This window comes from Rhodococcus sp. MS13 (genome assembly GCF_013277835.1).
GTDB lineage: Bacteria > Actinomycetota > Actinomycetes > Mycobacteriales > Mycobacteriaceae > Rhodococcus_F > Rhodococcus_F erythropolis.
The window spans coordinates 221,190-237,157 of sequence record NZ_VBTL01000002.1 but is presented as its reverse complement, the minus strand read 5'-3'; the positions used below and the strand labels follow the sequence as shown (position 1 = coordinate 237,157).

14 protein-coding genes are annotated in these 15,968 nt (G+C 62.9%); 7 read left to right on the top strand and 7 right to left on the bottom strand.

What is annotated here, in order from left to right:
• Nucleotides 1-80 precede the first annotated feature (80 nt).
• The 6 genes from FEZ59_RS03545 to FEZ59_RS03520 all read right to left on the bottom strand — a co-directional run bounded on the left by FEZ59_RS03545 (nucleotide 81) and on the right by FEZ59_RS03520 (nucleotide 7,130).
• Entirely contained in the window at nucleotides 81-1,250 is a 1,170-nt protein-coding gene (locus tag FEZ59_RS03545) for a lipid-transfer protein (RefSeq protein ID WP_003945661.1), read from the bottom strand.
• Nucleotides 1,247-1,687, bottom strand: a complete 441-nt coding sequence (locus tag FEZ59_RS03540; protein WP_020968404.1) for a MaoC family dehydratase — start codon at nucleotides 1,685-1,687, stop codon at nucleotides 1,247-1,249. The genes FEZ59_RS03545 and FEZ59_RS03540 overlap by 4 nt, the downstream gene beginning before the upstream one ends.
• A 2-nt stretch (nucleotides 1,688-1,689) precedes the next feature.
• Nucleotides 1,690-2,700 carry a bifunctional MaoC family dehydratase N-terminal/OB-fold nucleic acid binding domain-containing protein gene (locus tag FEZ59_RS03535; protein ID WP_047890310.1) on the bottom strand — a complete coding sequence of 337 codons (1,011 nt, stop codon included), beginning with the start codon at nucleotides 2,698-2,700 and terminating at the stop codon, nucleotides 1,690-1,692.
• 7 nt (nucleotides 2,701-2,707) lie between these two features.
• The gene (locus FEZ59_RS03530) at nucleotides 2,708-3,859 is read right to left on the bottom strand and encodes an acyl-CoA dehydrogenase family protein (protein ID WP_019746854.1); all 1,152 of its coding nucleotides are present in this window, start codon (nucleotides 3,857-3,859) and stop codon (nucleotides 2,708-2,710) included.
• Nucleotides 3,844-4,884, bottom strand: a complete 1,041-nt coding sequence (locus tag FEZ59_RS03525) for an acyl-CoA dehydrogenase family protein (protein WP_019746853.1) — start codon at nucleotides 4,882-4,884, stop codon at nucleotides 3,844-3,846. The genes FEZ59_RS03530 and FEZ59_RS03525 overlap by 16 nt, the downstream gene beginning before the upstream one ends.
• 83 nt (nucleotides 4,885-4,967) lie before the next feature.
• Nucleotides 4,968-7,130, bottom strand: coding sequence for an acyl-CoA dehydrogenase (locus FEZ59_RS03520; RefSeq protein WP_070385795.1), 2,163 nt, complete (start codon nucleotides 7,128-7,130; stop codon nucleotides 4,968-4,970).
• Between the two features lie 94 nt (nucleotides 7,131-7,224).
• On the opposite strand from FEZ59_RS03520, the gene kstR reads away from it, so the two are divergent.
• Both kstR and otsB read left to right on the top strand, forming a co-directional pair.
• Entirely contained in the window at nucleotides 7,225-7,863 is a 639-nt protein-coding gene (gene kstR, locus FEZ59_RS03515) for a cholesterol catabolism transcriptional regulator KstR (protein WP_003945752.1), read from the top strand.
• Between the two features lie 87 nt (nucleotides 7,864-7,950).
• Nucleotides 7,951-10,491 (top strand): trehalose-phosphatase, encoded by a 2,541-nt coding sequence (gene otsB / locus FEZ59_RS03510; RefSeq protein ID WP_019746851.1) that lies wholly within the window; start codon nucleotides 7,951-7,953, stop codon nucleotides 10,489-10,491.
• Nucleotides 10,492-10,494: 3 nt separating this feature from the next.
• Here otsB and FEZ59_RS03505 read toward each other — a convergent pair whose 3' ends face one another.
• Nucleotides 10,495-11,583: a LacI family DNA-binding transcriptional regulator gene (locus FEZ59_RS03505; RefSeq protein WP_007733995.1), complete on the bottom strand. Its 1,089-nt coding sequence runs from the start codon at nucleotides 11,581-11,583 to the stop codon at nucleotides 10,495-10,497.
• 139 nt (nucleotides 11,584-11,722) lie between these two features.
• Between FEZ59_RS03505 and FEZ59_RS03500 the strand changes: the two genes are divergently transcribed.
• From FEZ59_RS03500 to pxpB, 5 genes are all read left to right on the top strand, one after another.
• The gene (locus FEZ59_RS03500; RefSeq protein WP_172932253.1) at nucleotides 11,723-12,673 is read left to right on the top strand and encodes a zinc ABC transporter substrate-binding protein; all 951 of its coding nucleotides are present in this window, start codon (nucleotides 11,723-11,725) and stop codon (nucleotides 12,671-12,673) included.
• A gap of 102 nt (nucleotides 12,674-12,775) precedes the next feature.
• On the top strand, nucleotides 12,776-13,636 hold the full coding sequence (locus FEZ59_RS03495) for a metal ABC transporter ATP-binding protein (RefSeq protein ID WP_256063853.1): 861 nt from the start codon (nucleotides 12,776-12,778) through the stop codon (nucleotides 13,634-13,636).
• Nucleotides 13,633-14,514, top strand: coding sequence for a metal ABC transporter permease (locus FEZ59_RS03490; RefSeq protein ID WP_003945811.1), 882 nt, complete (start codon nucleotides 13,633-13,635; stop codon nucleotides 14,512-14,514). The genes FEZ59_RS03495 and FEZ59_RS03490 overlap by 4 nt, the downstream gene beginning before the upstream one ends.
• Before the next feature lie 34 nt (nucleotides 14,515-14,548).
• Nucleotides 14,549-15,310, top strand: a complete 762-nt coding sequence (locus tag FEZ59_RS03485) for a 5-oxoprolinase subunit PxpA (protein WP_153213487.1) — start codon at nucleotides 14,549-14,551, stop codon at nucleotides 15,308-15,310.
• Nucleotides 15,307-15,921: a 5-oxoprolinase subunit PxpB gene (gene pxpB / locus FEZ59_RS03480; RefSeq protein WP_020968396.1), complete on the top strand. Its 615-nt coding sequence runs from the start codon at nucleotides 15,307-15,309 to the stop codon at nucleotides 15,919-15,921. Before FEZ59_RS03485 ends, pxpB begins: the two co-directional genes overlap by 4 nt.
• The last annotated feature ends 47 nt before the right edge of the window (nucleotides 15,922-15,968 follow it).

The window sequence follows — 15,968 nt, the reverse complement described above, 5'->3', positions numbered from 1 at the left end:
ACGGGCCAGCACCGCATCGAAGGAGACCTCGATGCGGTGCCAACAGGCCGTGACGCTTGATGAAGCTGTGCTCACAACGATCAGCGAGTCAGCACAAGCCCTGATGTCGGAACGCCCGTTCCTGCAGTCACCAGTACATTCTCGACGGAGTCGACCTGGTTGACCGAAGTACCACGGATCTGCCGAACTCCCTCGGCGATACCGTTCATCCCGTGGATGTATGCCTCGCCGAGCTGTCCACCATGGGTGTTGATCGGAAGCTTGCCTCCGAGTTCGATTGCGCCACCGGCGATGAAGTCCTTGGCCTCTCCCCTACCGCAGAAACCGAGTTCCTCGAGCTGCATCAGAACATAGGGCGTGAAGTGGTCGTAGAAGATCGCCGTCTGCATGTCCGACGGGCGCAGCCCACTTTGTGACCAGAGTTGATCGCCGACAAGGCCCATCTCCGGTAGGCCGGTCAAACCGTCGCGGTAATAGCTGGTCATGATGTATTGATCTGCCCCGCTGCCCTGTGCTGCGGCAGCGATAACGGCAGGGGTGTTCTTCAGATCTTTGGCTCGTTCTGCCGAGGTGACTACGATGGCGATGCCGCCGTCGGATTCCTGGCAGCAATCGAGGAGATGCAAAGGTTCAGCGATGAATCGCGAGTTCTGATGGTCCTCGAGGGTGATCGGTTTTCCGTAGAAGAACGCCTTCGGATTGGTGGCTGCATGCTTACGGTCCGCGACGGCGATTCGACCGAAGTCCTCGCTGGACGCTCCGTATACGTGCATGTATCGCTGCGCGACCATCGCGACAAACGATGCGGGAGTACCCAATCCGTGAGGATAGGAAAAGGCGTTGTCCGTTCCCGACGAATTGACCTGCGCCACAAGGCCGGAGTTCACCTGCCCGAAACGCGCACCCGATCGCTCGTTGAATGCGCGATAGGCCACGACGACGTCCGCGACGCCAGTGGCAACTGCCATGGCCGCCTGCTGAATCGTCGCCGCAGCGGCACCGCCACCGTAGTGAATACGACTGAAGAACTTGAGGTTCGGGATACCCACCGAACGAGCCACTGCCACTTCGGTGTTGGTGTCCATGGTGAACGAGGTAAGACCGTCGACGTCGGCGGGTGTCAGACCGGCGTCGTCCAACGCGGCTTGAACAGCCTCGGCGGCCAGTCGCAGTTCGCTGCGACCGGAGTCCTTCGAGAAATCCGTGGCTCCGATTCCGACGATCGCAGCCTTGCCGGACAATGCGCTCATTCAATGTCTCCGTTTTCAATGTCTCCATTCGAGCCCGACGCCGGAAATGCCAGTGTGACCTGCGCAGTGATGTGATCTCCCAGACTGTTCTTGCCGACCACCGCGAGCGAAACGAGATCCTCGTCGTAGGAGGTCACCGTGCCGGAGAGCGTCAAAGTGTCGTAGGCGTACCACGGGACCCCGAGGCGCAGCTTGATCGACGTGAGTACTGCCCGCGGTCCTGCCCAGTCGGTCACGAATCGCTGCACCAGGCCGGTGTCGGTGAGGATGTTGACAAAAATGTCTTTCGAGCCGCGTTTCTGTGCGAGATCACGGTCGTGGTGAACATCTTGAAAGTCGCGGGTAGCGAGCGCTGCCGAGACCACAAACGTCGGGTCGCCGTAAATCGAGAGCTGCGGAAGAACCTCTCCCACAGTGATATCCGTCGTCAAAGTCATCGTCACTCCTTCCCCGCTGAAACCGCAGGAACCGCCGAAACCGCAGAAGCCCCAACCGGCTGCCAGGCGTACAAAGTCCAGGGAGTTCCCCCGGTCTCGTCGTCTCCGGGGAAGTCGAGGTAGATCGCCTCCACCTCCATTCCGATCGACGCACTCGAGGGATCGACGCCGCGCAATTCGCCGAGCATCCGCACACCCTCAGGCAGTTCGACCAGGGCAACGACGAACGGCAACGACCGACCAGGAACCTTGGGCGCGTGGTGAACGACGAAACTGAAGACCGTTCCCCGTCCTGACGCGACCACGTAGTCGGTCTGCTCCGACTTGTCCTTCCAGATCGCGGGCACGGGTGGGTGCTGCACCGAACCATCCGCACGCAGTTGAATACGCAACTCGTGTGCGGCGACACCGTCCCAGAAGAACTGTGTGTCGAGAGACGCCGTCGGGCGCAGCATCCGAGATGCGTCCAGGTCCGCAGGTACGTCAGTGGAGGGGCGCTCACTTACCGGCGGCGCGAACTTCAAGATCCGGAACATCATCTCCGAGACCAGTTCTTCGCCTACCCGCCAGAAGCTACGGGTAGTGAAAAACCACCCTTCACCAAGACCTGTCTTCTTCGGTCCCACTACGTCTTCCAACACCGAGGAGATGGTGACTTCTTCACCCGGCTTCAAATAGCGGTGGTAGATCTGATCGCAGTTGGTCGCGACGACAGACGTGAATCCGGCCTCGTCGAGAATGTCCGTCATCCGGCCCAACGGATCATCGGCTTCTCGAATTGCCCCCAGACCGCGCATCGTCCATACCTGCGCCATCGCCGGCGGCGCGACTATTCCGTCGTGTCCGGCGGCGCGGGCGGCCGATTCGTCGACGTAGATCGGGTTCTCGTCACCGATCGCCTCGACCCAGTTGCGGATCATCGGCAAGTTCACGGGGTCCCGGCCGGCGCGAGGAGCGCTTGGCCCGTCCTCTCGAACCCGCTCGGCAGCAGTGAGAATGGGATCTGACACGATTTGTTTCCTATCTCGGAACGCGGGGAAGCTTCAGGCCGGCGGTAGCGATCAATTCGCGCATCACCTCGTTGACTCCACCGCCGAAGGTGATCACCAGGTTGCGCTTGATCTGCATGTCCAGCCACTCCATGAGATCAGCCGTTTCGGGATCGATCGGATTTCCGTACCGTCCGACGATCTCTTCCGCGAGTCGACCGACTCGCTGGATGCGTTCGGTCGCAAATACTTTGGTTGCCGAAGCGTCGGCAATGTCCACCGACTCCGAATCACTCGATGCCACTTGCCAGTTGAGCAGTTCGTTGAGGCGATACGTCGCGTGAATCTCGCCGAGCGCGCGTCGTACGTCAACGTGATCGAGCAGGTTTTCACGCTTGGCCCAATCGAAGACGTGGTCGTAAATCCCTGCGACGCGACCTGCCGGACCGAGCATGACGCGTTCGTGGTTGAGTTGCGTCGTGATCAGGCGCCAACCCTGATTCTCTTCACCCACAAGCATGTTCGCCGGAACGCGAACGTCCTCGTAGTAGGTGGCATTGACGTGATGCGCACCGTCGCAAGTGATGATCGGGGTCCAGGTGTAGCCGGGATCTTTGGTGTCCATGATCAGGATGGAGATGCCGCGGTGCCGCGAATCGGCAGACCCGGTTCGCACGGCGAGCCACACGTAATCGGCGTCATGCCCGCCGGTGGTGAAAATCTTCTGGCCGTTGACGACGTACTCGTCATCGTTTCGTGCCGCCGAAGTACGCAGGGCTGCAAGGTCGGTGCCGGCTTCCGGTTCGGTGTAGCCGATCGCGAAGTGCACTTCACCGGCGAGGATCGCGGGCAGGAATTTCTGCTTCTGCTCCTCGCTGCCGTACTTCTGCAGAGTCGGACCGACGGTCTGCAACGTCACCGAAGGCAGTGGGACATCCGCCCGCACAGCCTCGTTGACAAAAATCTGCTGCTCGACTTCACCGAACCCACGTCCGCCGTACTCCACCGGCCAGCCGACGCCGAGCCAACCGTCCTTGCCCATACGACGGATGACCTCACGATAGGTAGGGCCATGGCGCTCCACACGCATGATCTTTGCCTCCTCGGGCGAGATCAGCGTCGAGAAGTAGCGTCGAAGTTCAGCTTGCAATGCGCGCTGACTGTCGGTCAGATCGATGAACACCGGGCCCCCACGAGGTCGAGTCGCTGCGAAGCGCCGCCGAGCAGGCGCGCCAAGTCTTTTGCAGTCGAGTAGTAACGATGAAGCGGATACGTGACGTCGACGCCCAGACCGCCGTGCAGGTGGTGAAGCACCTGCATTGTGGCGGGTACTTCCTGGGCGATCCAGTACGCCATGACGTCGAGGTCCGACTGGGCATCCAGGCCCTCCGACACGCGCCAGGACGCCGACAACGCCGCGACGTGAAGTGTCCGCGAGGTGACATAGGCGTCGGCGATCTGCTGTGAGACCGCCTGGAACGTGGCGAGCGGCTTGCCGAATTGCTCGCGTGAGCCGACATGTGCCGCAGTGAGATCGACGGCACCGGACACCAAACCGTCTGCAACGGCTCCGATACTCGCCGTGGCGATCCGGTACAGCGCCTGGACGGCTTCCTCGCCGGCACCGAGAAGTTCACCGACTGCCTCGTCCATCGTGACTGCGAACTCGGGACTGCCGGACGCACTGGGTGTCGGCGTCAATGCGACGCCGGCGGCGGTCGGATCGACAAGAACGACTCCGGCGTCGGTGGGCACAAGAATTCTGTGTGCGCTCGCCGCGAAAGGCACGGCAAGCACCGTCCCGCTGACGCGATACCAGTCGCCCGACTGATGGGCGGTGGTCGACGGCTGCGCCGGGAACTGCTGACCCGGCTCACCGAGCGCCGCGGTGAATACCCGTCCGGCGCTGACTCCGGTGAGCAATTCGTCCTGCTGAGCGTCGGTCCCCAGAGCAACGATGGGAAGTACGCCGAAGCCGAGGGTTGCGAGAGCCGGAATGGGAGCGGCGGCTCGGCCGACCTCGACGAGCAGAGAGCCGACGTCGGTGACCGAGAGGCCCTCGCCGCCCAGACGCTCGGGCAGTGCCAACGTGAGCAGGTCGGCTTCGGCGAATGCCGCCCAGAGCGCGTCCGGCTCCAGTTCGCGGGCAAGGAGCGCGGTAGCCACCTCGGCTACCGCTTCCTGGGTTTCATCGGGAGTGAAGTCCACGCTGGCAATCCTGTCTCTGATGTAGAACGTGTTCTAGTTGTATCACCAACGTGGACATTTCTAAAGGCCTCTACTCACGCCGTCTAATCACGGGGCAGGCCCAGAATTCTCTCCGCGGCGACGGTCAACAGAATCTGCGTGGTCCCGCCGGCAATCGACAGGCATCGCGTGTTGAGGAACTCACGCGAGAGCGGACCCTCCACCCATCCGGCTGGGCCACCCAATTCCATGGCGAACTCTGCGACATTCTGACGCTGGCGCACGCCCACCAGCTTGCGGACGCTCGACGCCGGGCCCGGATCCTGACCATCCAATTGCCGCAGTGTCGTGCGCAATTCCAGCAACGAGCCCACCATGGCGGTTCCGATCAGCCCACCGAGCTTGTCTGCAACCACAGGATCGGGATCGCCCGCCAGCTCGAGCAATTCCTCCATCGCACCGCCGAGCGAAGAGCCCCCGCTCATCGCGACTCGCTCGTTGGCGAGGGTCGTTCGGGCCAGTTTCCAGCCTCCGCCGAGCTGGCCGACGACGCAGTCGTCCGGCACGAAGACGTCGTCGAGGAAGACTTCGTTGAACAGAGCATCGCCGGTGATCTCACGCAGCGGCGAGATCCGAATCCCGGCCGTCTTCATGTCGAGAAGGAAGTACGTGATGCCCTTGTGCTTGGGAACCTCGCGATCGGTTCTGGCGAGGCAGATGGCCCAGTCAGCTTCACGCGCAAGCGAAGTCCAGACTTTCTGGCCGTTCAGCTTCCAACCGCCGTCGACCTTCTCCGCGGTCGTACGCAGCGCGGCAAGATCGGAACCTGCACCAGGTTCACTGAAGAGCTGACACCAAGTGATCTCACCCTTGAGCGTCGGTGTCGCAAATCTTTCGATCTGCTCCGCACTGCCGTGCTCGAGGATGGTGGGAACTGCCCACCACCCGATCACGAGATCGGGTCGGCCGATACCGACGGCCGCCAACTCTTCTTCGATCAAAATCTGTTGCGCGGCCTTGGCGCCCCGGCCGTACGGCTTAGGCCAGTGCGGCGCAAGGTAGCCCGATTCGGCCAACGCGTTGCGCTGTTCGGATTCGGGCAGCGCCACCAATTGCGCTACCTCTTCGCGAATGTCGGACCGGTCGGATTCCAGCTCACTCAAGTCGATCTGAAGGTGACGCCGTGCACCGCCGATCGTCAATTCAACGACGCGTGCGCGCCAGCGGGACGATCCACCCAGAATCTGCCGGAGCGACAGTGCTCGACGAAGGTAGAAGTGCGCCTCGTGCTCCCAGGTGAATCCGATGCCGCCGAGCACTTGAATGCAGTCTTTTGCCGTGTCGACAGCGGCGTCCAGAGACACCGCGGCCGCCACCGCCGCCGCGATCGGAAGTTCGTCGCCCGACTCTGCAGCGACCGCACCATCCCAGGCGACAGCTCCGGCATTTTCCACTCGGCACAGCATTTCGGCACAGATATGTTTGATCGCCTGGAACGAACCGATGGGTTTTCCGAATTGTTCGCGAATCTTCGCGTACTCCACCGCAGTACGCAGACTCCACGCCGCAATTCCGGCAGCTTCGGCAGCCCCAAGTACCGCCGCTAGATCGGAAACCGATCCTGGCGCAATGTCATCGAGGATTCGGTCGGCGTCGACCGTCACTCGGTCGAAGGAGACTCGCGCCAGTGGTCGCGACTTGTCGATCGTGTCGACCGCTTCGTAGGTCACACCTTCGCTGTCTCCGTCGACGAGAGCCCAGACGACACGCGAGCCTTCACCTTCCGACACCACGCCCGCCGACACGAGGACCGATACGCCCGAGTCTCCACCCCAGGCGTAACCTCCTTCGCCATGAAGCTCGATGCCGCCGGACGCATTCGCCGTTGCCGCAACTGGACTTTCGTCCAATACGACGGCACACGGCAACGCACCGTCGGCGAGCATTTCGGACCAGCGTTTGGCAGCGGGCGACGAACTACGCCCAACCACCAGAGCTGCAAGCGCAGTCGTGAGAACAGGACCCGGCACGAGTTCGATTGCCGCCTGCTCGAGCATTGCTGCGAGATCGACGATTTCGGCTCCGGCTCCGCCTACCGATTCAGGAACGGCGACCGAAAATATCCCGAGAGACGCGAACTCGGACCATTTCTCCCGCCACGAAACTGCTGGTCCACGGCGTACCATGTCCATCGGCGTGGCCGAGCGAGCCCAGGCCTCTATCGATTCCTGGACCGCCCGCTGTTCATCGGTCGTGGCGATTGTCACAACTGGTTCCCGCCTCTCGATAAGTGACACAATTGTTTAGAACGTGTTCTAATATGACACCTGGCCAAGAGTCAAGGCGCGAAGGAATTTGTCGATGACCACAACATCCCGATCCCGCTCCAACGCGGTTGCTTCTGCAACGCTCGGGGACGACGATCTCAGCTCCAACGCGCAACGTGAACGCCGCAAGCGGATTCTCGACGCAACCCTCGCCCTGGCGTCCAAGGGTGGTTACGAGGCTGTTCAAATGCGCGCCGTGGCCGAGCGCGCCGACGTCGCAGTCGGAACGCTCTATCGCTACTTCCCATCCAAGGTTCACCTGTTGGTGTCCGCTCTGGCACGCGAATTCGAGAAGATCGATTCCAAGGGCAAGATCCCACCTGGAACCAGCCCGCTCGAGCGGATGCAGCTGATCCTCAGCCTCATCACCCGCGCGATGCAGCGCGATCCGCTCCTCACCGAAGCCATGACTCGCGCGTTCATGTTCGCCGACGCCTCCGCAGCGGCAGAGGTCGATCAGGTGGGCCAGTTGATGGACCGCCTCTTCGCACGAGCGATGACCGAAGAGGAGCCGACCGAAGAGCAGTTGGCAATCGCGCGCGTGATCTCCGATGTGTGGCTGTCCAATTTGGTGGCCTGGCTCACGCGACGTTCTTCGGCTACCGATGTCGCCAATCGACTGGAATTGACGGTTGAACTGCTGCTCGGTGATGGAACACGGAAACCCGAATAGACATCCTTTGTCGCATCTGTCATTTTTGCACTGATCTGGCAGAAACGTATCGAGCCAGGAGTCGCTGCATCACCTAGATTTGAAGAGGTGAGCGCACAAGATCTGTCCATCGAACTCCGCCGAGCGCTGTCGGGCGTGGCACGCACGCCGCGTCTGCTCGTAGCCTCCGACTACGACGGGACGATGGCACCCATCGTCGCCAACCCGGACAAGGCGTATCCCCGCGCGGAAACGGTGCGTGCGCTCCGCTCCCTCGCCAGCCTGGCGTCGACGACTGCTGCCGTGATCTCGGGCCGCGCCCTCAAGGATCTGGCGGCGCTGTCTCGGCTTCCCGCCGAAGTGCAATTGGTCGGCAGCCACGGCTCCGAGTTCGACATCGGATTCGTTCACGCGATCGACGCCGACGCCAGGAAACTGCTCGACGAGATCGTCACCGAGTTAGGCCGAATTGCCGCCGATACCCCCGGCGCAACTGTGGAGAAGAAGCCCGCCAGCGTCGCCTTGCACGTACGCAACACGAGCGCCGACGACGCCGAGAAGGCGCTCATCGCCGTTCGCACCGAATCGGCACTCTGGCCGGGTGTTCAGGTCACCGAGGGTAAGTCGGTGGTCGAGTTGGCGGTCATCGCCACCGACAAGGGCCACGCACTCGACTTGATCCGCCATCAGGACGGCGCTACCGCTGCCGTCTTCATCGGGGACGACGTGACCGACGAAAAGGCGTTCAGCAGGCTGCAGGGGCCGGACATCGGAATCAAGGTCGGCAGCGGGGACACCGTCGCCGACTATCGCGTCGACAGCACCGAGGATGTCGCTGCTGCTCTGGCGTTCCTGCTCGACGAGCGTCGTACGTGGCTTTCCGGTGCCGACGCTCCGCCCATCGAGCGACTCTCGATGCTCGCCAGTCCGCGCACCGTCGCTTTGGTGACCCCGGATGCGACGCTGACCTGGTTGTGCCACCCGGAACCGGATTCCGCGGCGGTCTTCGCGCACCTTCTCGGCGGAACCGGGGCAGGGCACTTCTCGGTCGGGCCTCGCCGCACTGCCCTTCCTCTGAGCCAGAAGTACATCGACAGCACGATGACCGTTCAGACCCGTTGGGCGAGCCTGTCCGTCACCGACTACCTCCCCCACGACGTCCCGCAGGGGCGAACCGACCTGACCCGCATCATTTCCGGTCAGGCAGACGCGATCGTCTCGTTTGCACCCCGTCCCGAGTTCGGCCAGGGTCAGGTCACGCTCGAGGTCGTCGACGAGGGCATTCGAGTCCTCGGCACCAACGAGCCGTACGTGCTCCGCTCCCCTGGTGTGCTGTGGAACATCGCAACCGACGGAAACCAGCAGACTGCCCACGCCATCGTCGAGCCGTCCAAGGGTGACGTCGTACTCGAATTGCGCTGCGGAACAGAAGAACTCGGCCCTTCCGAAGTTCCGGAACTCGAGCGTCGAGCGACCTCGGAGGCATACTGGTCCGATTGGGCCAAGACGCTCGAACTGCCGAAGCTGAAGCCGGACTTGATGAAACGCTCTGCGTTGACCTTGCGCGGGCTGGTTCATGCCGATTCCGGTTCCATCATGGCCGCCGCCACAACATCCCTGCCGGAGGAGATCGGCGGAGTCCGCAACTGGGACTACCGCTATTGCTGGTTGCGCGACGCCGCCCTCACCGCAACAGCTCTCGTGAGCGTCGGGTCCACCGACGAGGCCGAGAACTATCTGGACTGGGTCCACCGCGTGCTCGAAACGCTGCCGGGACCCGAGCGCCTGCACCCCCTCTACACGCTCTACGGGACTTCGCTACCGCCAGAGGCCGTCATCGATTCACTTCCCGGATACGCCGGCTCCAGGCCGGTCCGCGTCGGAAACGCCGCGAATCAGCAGGTTCAACTGGACGTGTTCGGCCCGATCGTCGAGCTGATCGTCGAACTGGCGAATGCACGCGAAAAGGCCGGTGCTCCCGATCCTTTGAGTGATCGCGACTGGGAACTGGTGTGCGCCATGGTCGAAGCAGTGCAGCGGCGCTGGTTCGAACCGGACCACGGCATCTGGGAAATTCGCGACAACCCGCGCCACCACGTCTATTCCAAGGTGATGGGTTGGGTCACCGTCGATCGCGCCGTCGATCTTGCTACTCGCTTTTCTCGCGAGGCTCTGCCCGAGTGGGCGGAACTGCGTGACCAGATCGCCGACGAAGTACGACACAAAGGCTGGAAGGACGACGTCCAGTCGTACACCGCGGCCTACGACGGTACCGATCTCGACGCCGCTACTCTGCACATCGGACTGTCGGGACTGATCGATCCGACGGATCCACGCTTTGCTGCAACCGTCGTAGCCACCGAGGCTGAACTACGCAGCGGCTCAACGGTATACCGATACCATCACGACGACGGCCTGCCCGGCATCGAAGGTGGATTCCACCTCTGCGCCGCCTGGCTCGTCGAGGCCTACCTACTTATCGGACAACGCCTGCAAGCAGAGGCACTGTTCGACCAGTTGGTCGCGGCAGCGGGTCCTACCGGACTACTCGCGGAGGAGTACGACCCCATCGCGGAACGCTCGTTGGGCAACCATCCCCAGGCGTACAGCCATCTGGGATTGTTGCGCTGCGCCCAACTCCTGGCGTGAGCGCTACCCCTTGATCCGACCTGATGTTCGCCCTGCCAGTAGTTCGGTGTCGAGCATCTCGACTATCGGAACGCCGGATCCAGACGGCGACATCAGGAGCGCACCGGCGCGCCGGCCCTTCTCTTCCTGGGGCTGGCGCACCGTTGTCAGTGATTCGCGCAGCGCCTCGTCGACGCCGTCGAATCCGGTGATAGAGAGTTGGCCAGGTACATCGATGCCCTGCCAGCGCGCCCAGTCCAAGGCGCCGAGAGCCAGCACGTCGGTGGTGCAGACCAGTGCGGTGATCTCGGGGTTGGTCGCGAGAGCTTCCGCCGCCGCCGAGTGCCCGGACTGCGATGTGTGGACGTACCGCTCGATCACCGTGAGTGAGAGTGGGTCCATGTCGGACGCCACCATCGCGTCGCGCACTCCTTCGATGCGCTCACGCTGGACGTGGAAGTGCGGGGACTTGAGTCGTTCCTGGCTGACCACGCCGTCCATCCGGTCGCGCCCCAGCCTCATGCAGAGCACGCCGATGTCACGGTGGCCGAGCCCGATGAGGTAATCGGCGACCTTGCGCATGGCAGCGCGGTCGTCGATGCCCACGAGGGATGCACCGGGGATCTCGCGAGGCTGGTCGCACACGACGATCGGAATGTGACGCTCGAGCACGGCAGCGAGATACGGATCGTCGTCGGCCACCGAGTAGACGACGAAGCCGTCGACGCCCGCCTGCTGGACCACGGCTGCAGCATCCACCTCGTCGCGGCCGGGCCCGGCCGGGATGAGCAGCAAGCCCTGGCCGGCGTCCTCACACGATTCCGAGAGACCGGCGAGGAAGCTCATGGCGGCCGGGTCGCGGAACGAATAACTGAGTGCTTCGGTGAGCAGGAGACCGACGGCACCGGCTTTGCGAGTTCGCAAGGAGCGGGCGACCGGATCGGGTCCGGGATATCCGCGTCGCTTGGCCGCTTGGAGCACTCGATCCCGCAGCTCGACGGAGAGCTGATCGGGTCGGTTGTACGCGTTCGAGACTGTAGTTCTCGACACATTGAGCTCGGCGGCAAGCGACGCCAAAGTGGCTTGACGGCGTGGCTGACGGGACCGGGGCATAAACGGACGTTAGCCGTAGTGCCCGCAGACGGCGCGTTGGGGCTGAACCGAAGGTGAACTACCAGCGACTATGCGCTAATGTGTAACGGTAACGGTTTCCAATAGCATTTAGCCCAGCCTTTGTTCAGGAGAAAAGCACGTGCGTTCGTCGTCGAAATTCCGCACCGCCACCGCCCTCGCGGCCGTCTCGGTCGCCGCAGCATTCGCGCTCACCGCGTGCAGCTCCAGCTCGTCGAAAGACGAAGGCATCACCGTCGTCGCATCGACGAACGTGTGGGGCGACGTCGCGCAGGCCGTCGCCGGCGACAAGCTGACGGTGACGTCGATCATCAACGAGCCGTCCGCGGACCCGCACTCGTTCGAGGCGACTCCAGCCGATGCCGCCAAGATCACCGACGCATCGCTTGTCGTCTACAACGGCGGCGGCTACGACCAGTTCATCACCGACGTCCTCGACGCGGGCAAGGGTGAGCAGAAGACGGTCAACGCCTACAACCTGCTCGACGGCGGCATCCACGCCGGCGAAACCGCGGGCGAATCGCATGACGGTCACACCCACGGCGCAGTCAACGAACACGTCTGGTTCGACATTCCGACCGTCGACGCCGTCGCACATTCGGTTGCCGATCAGCTGAGCGCTCTCGATCCGGACAACGCGGCGACCTACGAGGACAACGCGAAGGCATACAGCCAGAAGCTCGCCGGCGTCACAGCGATCGCCGATTCCATCGCCGCTGCCCACGCGGGCGCACCGGTGGCGCAGACCGAGCCGATCGCGCACTACCTCCTGGTCGCAGCTGAACTGAAGGACGCAACTCCCGAAGAGTTCACCAGTGCCATCGAAGACGGCAACGATCCTTCACCGGCCGCAATCGCCGCAACGCGCCAGCTCCTCTCGGAGAAGCAGGCCCGCGCACTGGTCTACAACATCCAGACGCAGGACAAAGTGACCCAGGACATGCGCACCACAGCCGAAACCGCCGGAGTGCCCGTCGTCGAGGTTACGGAGACTCTCCCCGAGGGCCTGGACTACATTCAGTGGCAGACGCAGACCGCGGAGTCGCTCGCAAACGCCCTCTCTGCCCAGTAATTATTTGCCCCACGATTTCCGAGAAGAACCGATCGGCTTGTGACAGAAACTTCCGCGAATACTCCTGTGCCCCCTGGTAACACCGTGCCTCCTGGTAACACCGTGCCTTCGAAGGCCTCCGTGCCCGCTGTGACGCTGAAGGACGCTCGATTGTCTTTCGGCGCCCGCACATTGTGGGACGGGCTCGATCTCGAGGTACAGCCAGGTGAGTTCATCGCCGTACTCGGGCCGAACGGGTCGGGCAAGACCTCGCTCTTGAAGATTCTGCTGGGCCAACTACAACTCAGCGGCGGTAGTGCACAGATCGTCGGCACGCCGGCACGGGCCGGGAACTCACACGTCGGGTACATCCCGCAGCAGAAATCCATCGACGACGGCCTCCCGCTCCGCGGCCGCGACCTGGTCGGCCTCGGCGTCGACGGTCACCAGTGGGGTACTGGCCTACTTCGTCGGGGTCGTCGCCGCAAGATCGTGGACGACGCCATCGCACAGGTCAGCGCCCAGTCGTTTGCCGACGCTCCCATCGGTTCCATGTCCGGCGGTGAGCAGCAGCGACTGCGGATCGCGCAGGCTTTGGTCGGCGACCCGCGGATCCTGCTGTGCGACGAGCCGCTGCTCAGCCTCGACCTCGCCAACCAGCACCTGGTCTCGACGCTGATCGACAAGCGTCGGCGCAGCCATGAAACCGCAGTGCTGTTCGTGACGCACGAGATCAATCCGATCCTGCCTTTGGTCGATCGAGTGCTCTATCTGGTGGACGGCAAATTCCGGATCGGGACGCCGGCCGAAGTGATGACGTCCGAGGTTCTCTCGGATCTGTACAACACCGACGTCGAAGTGTTGCAGGTTCGTGGCCGCCTCGTCGTGATCGGCACCGGAGACGCCATCGACGCGCTCGGCAGCGCAGGCGGACTACGGCCGGGAGAAGGCGTTCACCATTCTGATGAGGATCACCACCAGTGAGTAACAAGTTCACCGACGCGATGTCGCGGATGTTCGACGTGTCCGCCACCGTCGACCTACTGCAGTACGACTTCGTCCAACAGGCGTTGATTGCCGGTGCCATCCTCGGATTGTTGGCAGGCATTATCGGGCCGCTGATCGTGAGCCGTCAGATGTCGTTCTCGGTGCACGGAACGAGTGAGCTGTCACTGACGGGCGCATCCGCCGCACTTCTCGTCGGTGTGGGCGTCGGCTTCGGTGCCATCGTCGGATCCGTGGTCGCAGCTGTGCTGTTCGGGCTGCTCGGAGCCAAAGCGCGCGACCGAGATTCGGTGATCGGCGTGATCATGGCTTTCGGTCTCGGCTTGTCGGTGTTGTTCCTCTGGGCGTACGACGGTCGCACGGGAACCAGCTTCTCACTGTTGGTCGGACAGATCGTGGCGCCGGGAAACAGCGGTCTCGAACTTCTGCTGCTGTGCGCGGTCATCGTGATCGGCACACTCGGATTCATCTACCGCCCTTTGCTGTTCGCAAGCACCGACCCCGAAGTTGCTGCAGCTCGCGGCGTTCCGGTTCGGGCACTGTCGATCGTGTTCGCAGTGTTGGTCGGCATCACCGCAGCACTCGGCGTACAGATCGTCGGTGCGCTGCTGGTGATGTCGCTGCTGATCACCCCCGCAGCGGCCGCCGCGTACGTCACGGCAAGCCCACTCAAGGCGACAATTCTCTCCGTCGTGTTCGCCGAACTGGCAGCCGTCGGCGGCATCCTTCTCTCGCTGGCACCCGGCGTTCCCGTCTCGAGTTTCGTCACCTCGGTCTCGTTCGTGATCTACCTGATATGCCGACTCTTCGGATCCGCACGTCGCAAGAATGCGGGACGGATTCCGGCGCACGCCTGAACACCGAGAGCCCATACCTACCTAGAATCGAGGTATGGGCTACAGCGTTGATCTGAACAGCGACCTCGGCGAGGGCTTCGGAGCCTGGACTCTGGGCGACGACGACGCCATGCTCGAACTTGTCACCAGTGCGAACATCGCCTGCGGATTCCATGCCGGTGACCCGACAACGCTGTTGGCGACTTGCGAATCCGCAGCCACCCGCGGCGTGCGGATCGGCGCGCAGGTGGGTTACCGAGACCTCGCCGGTTTCGGCCGACGCTTCATCGACATGTCCCCGAAAGACCTCACCGCCGACGTCATTTATCAAATAGGGGCACTCGACGGTTTGGCTCGCGTCGCCGGATCGCGGGTCACGTACGTCAAACCCCACGGTGCGCTTTACAACGCAATAGTCCATCACCGACGGCAGGCGCGGGCCGTGGTCGCCGCCGTCGTTGCCTACGACAGTTCGCTACCTGTTCTCGGACTACCTGGTTCGGTGTTTCTGGAAGAGGCGCGCGAAGCCGGCCTCGACGTGGTCGCCGAGGCTTTTGCCGATCGCGCGTACACGGCAGAAGGCACTTTGGTCCCCCGCACCGAGTCGGGCGCCGTTCTGAACGACCCGGCGCTTGTTGCAGAACGGGTTCGGCGAATGGTCGTCGACGGCGAGTTGGATGCGGTCGACGGGAGCACCCTCAAAATCACCGCGGAGTCGGTGTGCGTACACGGTGACAGTCCGGCAGCCGTCGACATGGCCGCAGCGATCCGCGCTCTCCTCGAATCCTCCGACGTCGAGATCACGCCGTTCACATGATCACGATCCTGCCAGCCGGTGAATCCGCAGTCCTCGTCGAATACGACGAACTGCCGAGCGTGCTGGGCAACTTCAGGGCTCTCGACGCCAGTCGGATCCCCGGAGTGATCGATCTGATTCCCGCGGCGCGAACCATCCTGATCGAGTACGACAACACGATTACCGGACGCAAACTCGTGGAGAAATGGGTACGTGGGGCCGTACCCATCGAACTCACAGCAGATGAGAGCGGGCCTGCTGTCGCGATTCCGGTCCGCTACGACGGCGACGATCTCGTCGAAGTGGGCAAGCTGACCGGACTCGGGGTCGACGGTGTCATCGAGGCTCACACGTCTGCGTCGTGGACCGTCGCGTTCATCGGTTTCGCCCCCGGCTTCGCGTATCTGACCAGCAACGAGAGAAAGCTCGAAGTTCCACGTCGATCGGACCCGCGCAGGCAGGTCCCGGCCGGTGCAGTCGGGTTGGCCGGACCGTTCTCGGGCGTCTACCCGCGTAGTTCCCCGGGCGGCTGGCAGTTGATCGGAACGACGGAACTGTCGGTATGGGATGCCGAGCGCCGCCCGCCGGCGCTGCTTCTACCCGGCACCACAGTCACGTTTGTCCGTGCATGATTTCGGTGCAAGCATGATTTTGGTGTCGTCATCGCGTTGTTGCGGGA

Coding starts and splice junctions, on each gene's coding strand:
- FEZ59_RS03545 (WP_003945661.1), bottom strand. CDS start 1,250: ATGAGCGCATTGTCCGGCAAGGCTGCGATCGTCGGAATCGGAGCCACG.
- FEZ59_RS03540 (WP_020968404.1), bottom strand. CDS start 1,687: ATGACTTTGACGACGGATATCACTGTGGGAGAGGTTCTTCCGCAGCTC.
- pxpB (WP_020968396.1), top strand. CDS start 15,307: ATGATCACGATCCTGCCAGCCGGTGAATCCGCAGTCCTCGTCGAATAC.
- kstR (WP_003945752.1), top strand. CDS start 7,225: ATGACCACAACATCCCGATCCCGCTCCAACGCGGTTGCTTCTGCAACG.
- FEZ59_RS03505 (WP_007733995.1), bottom strand. CDS start 11,583: ATGCCCCGGTCCCGTCAGCCACGCCGTCAAGCCACTTTGGCGTCGCTT.
- FEZ59_RS03485 (WP_153213487.1), top strand. CDS start 14,549: ATGGGCTACAGCGTTGATCTGAACAGCGACCTCGGCGAGGGCTTCGGA.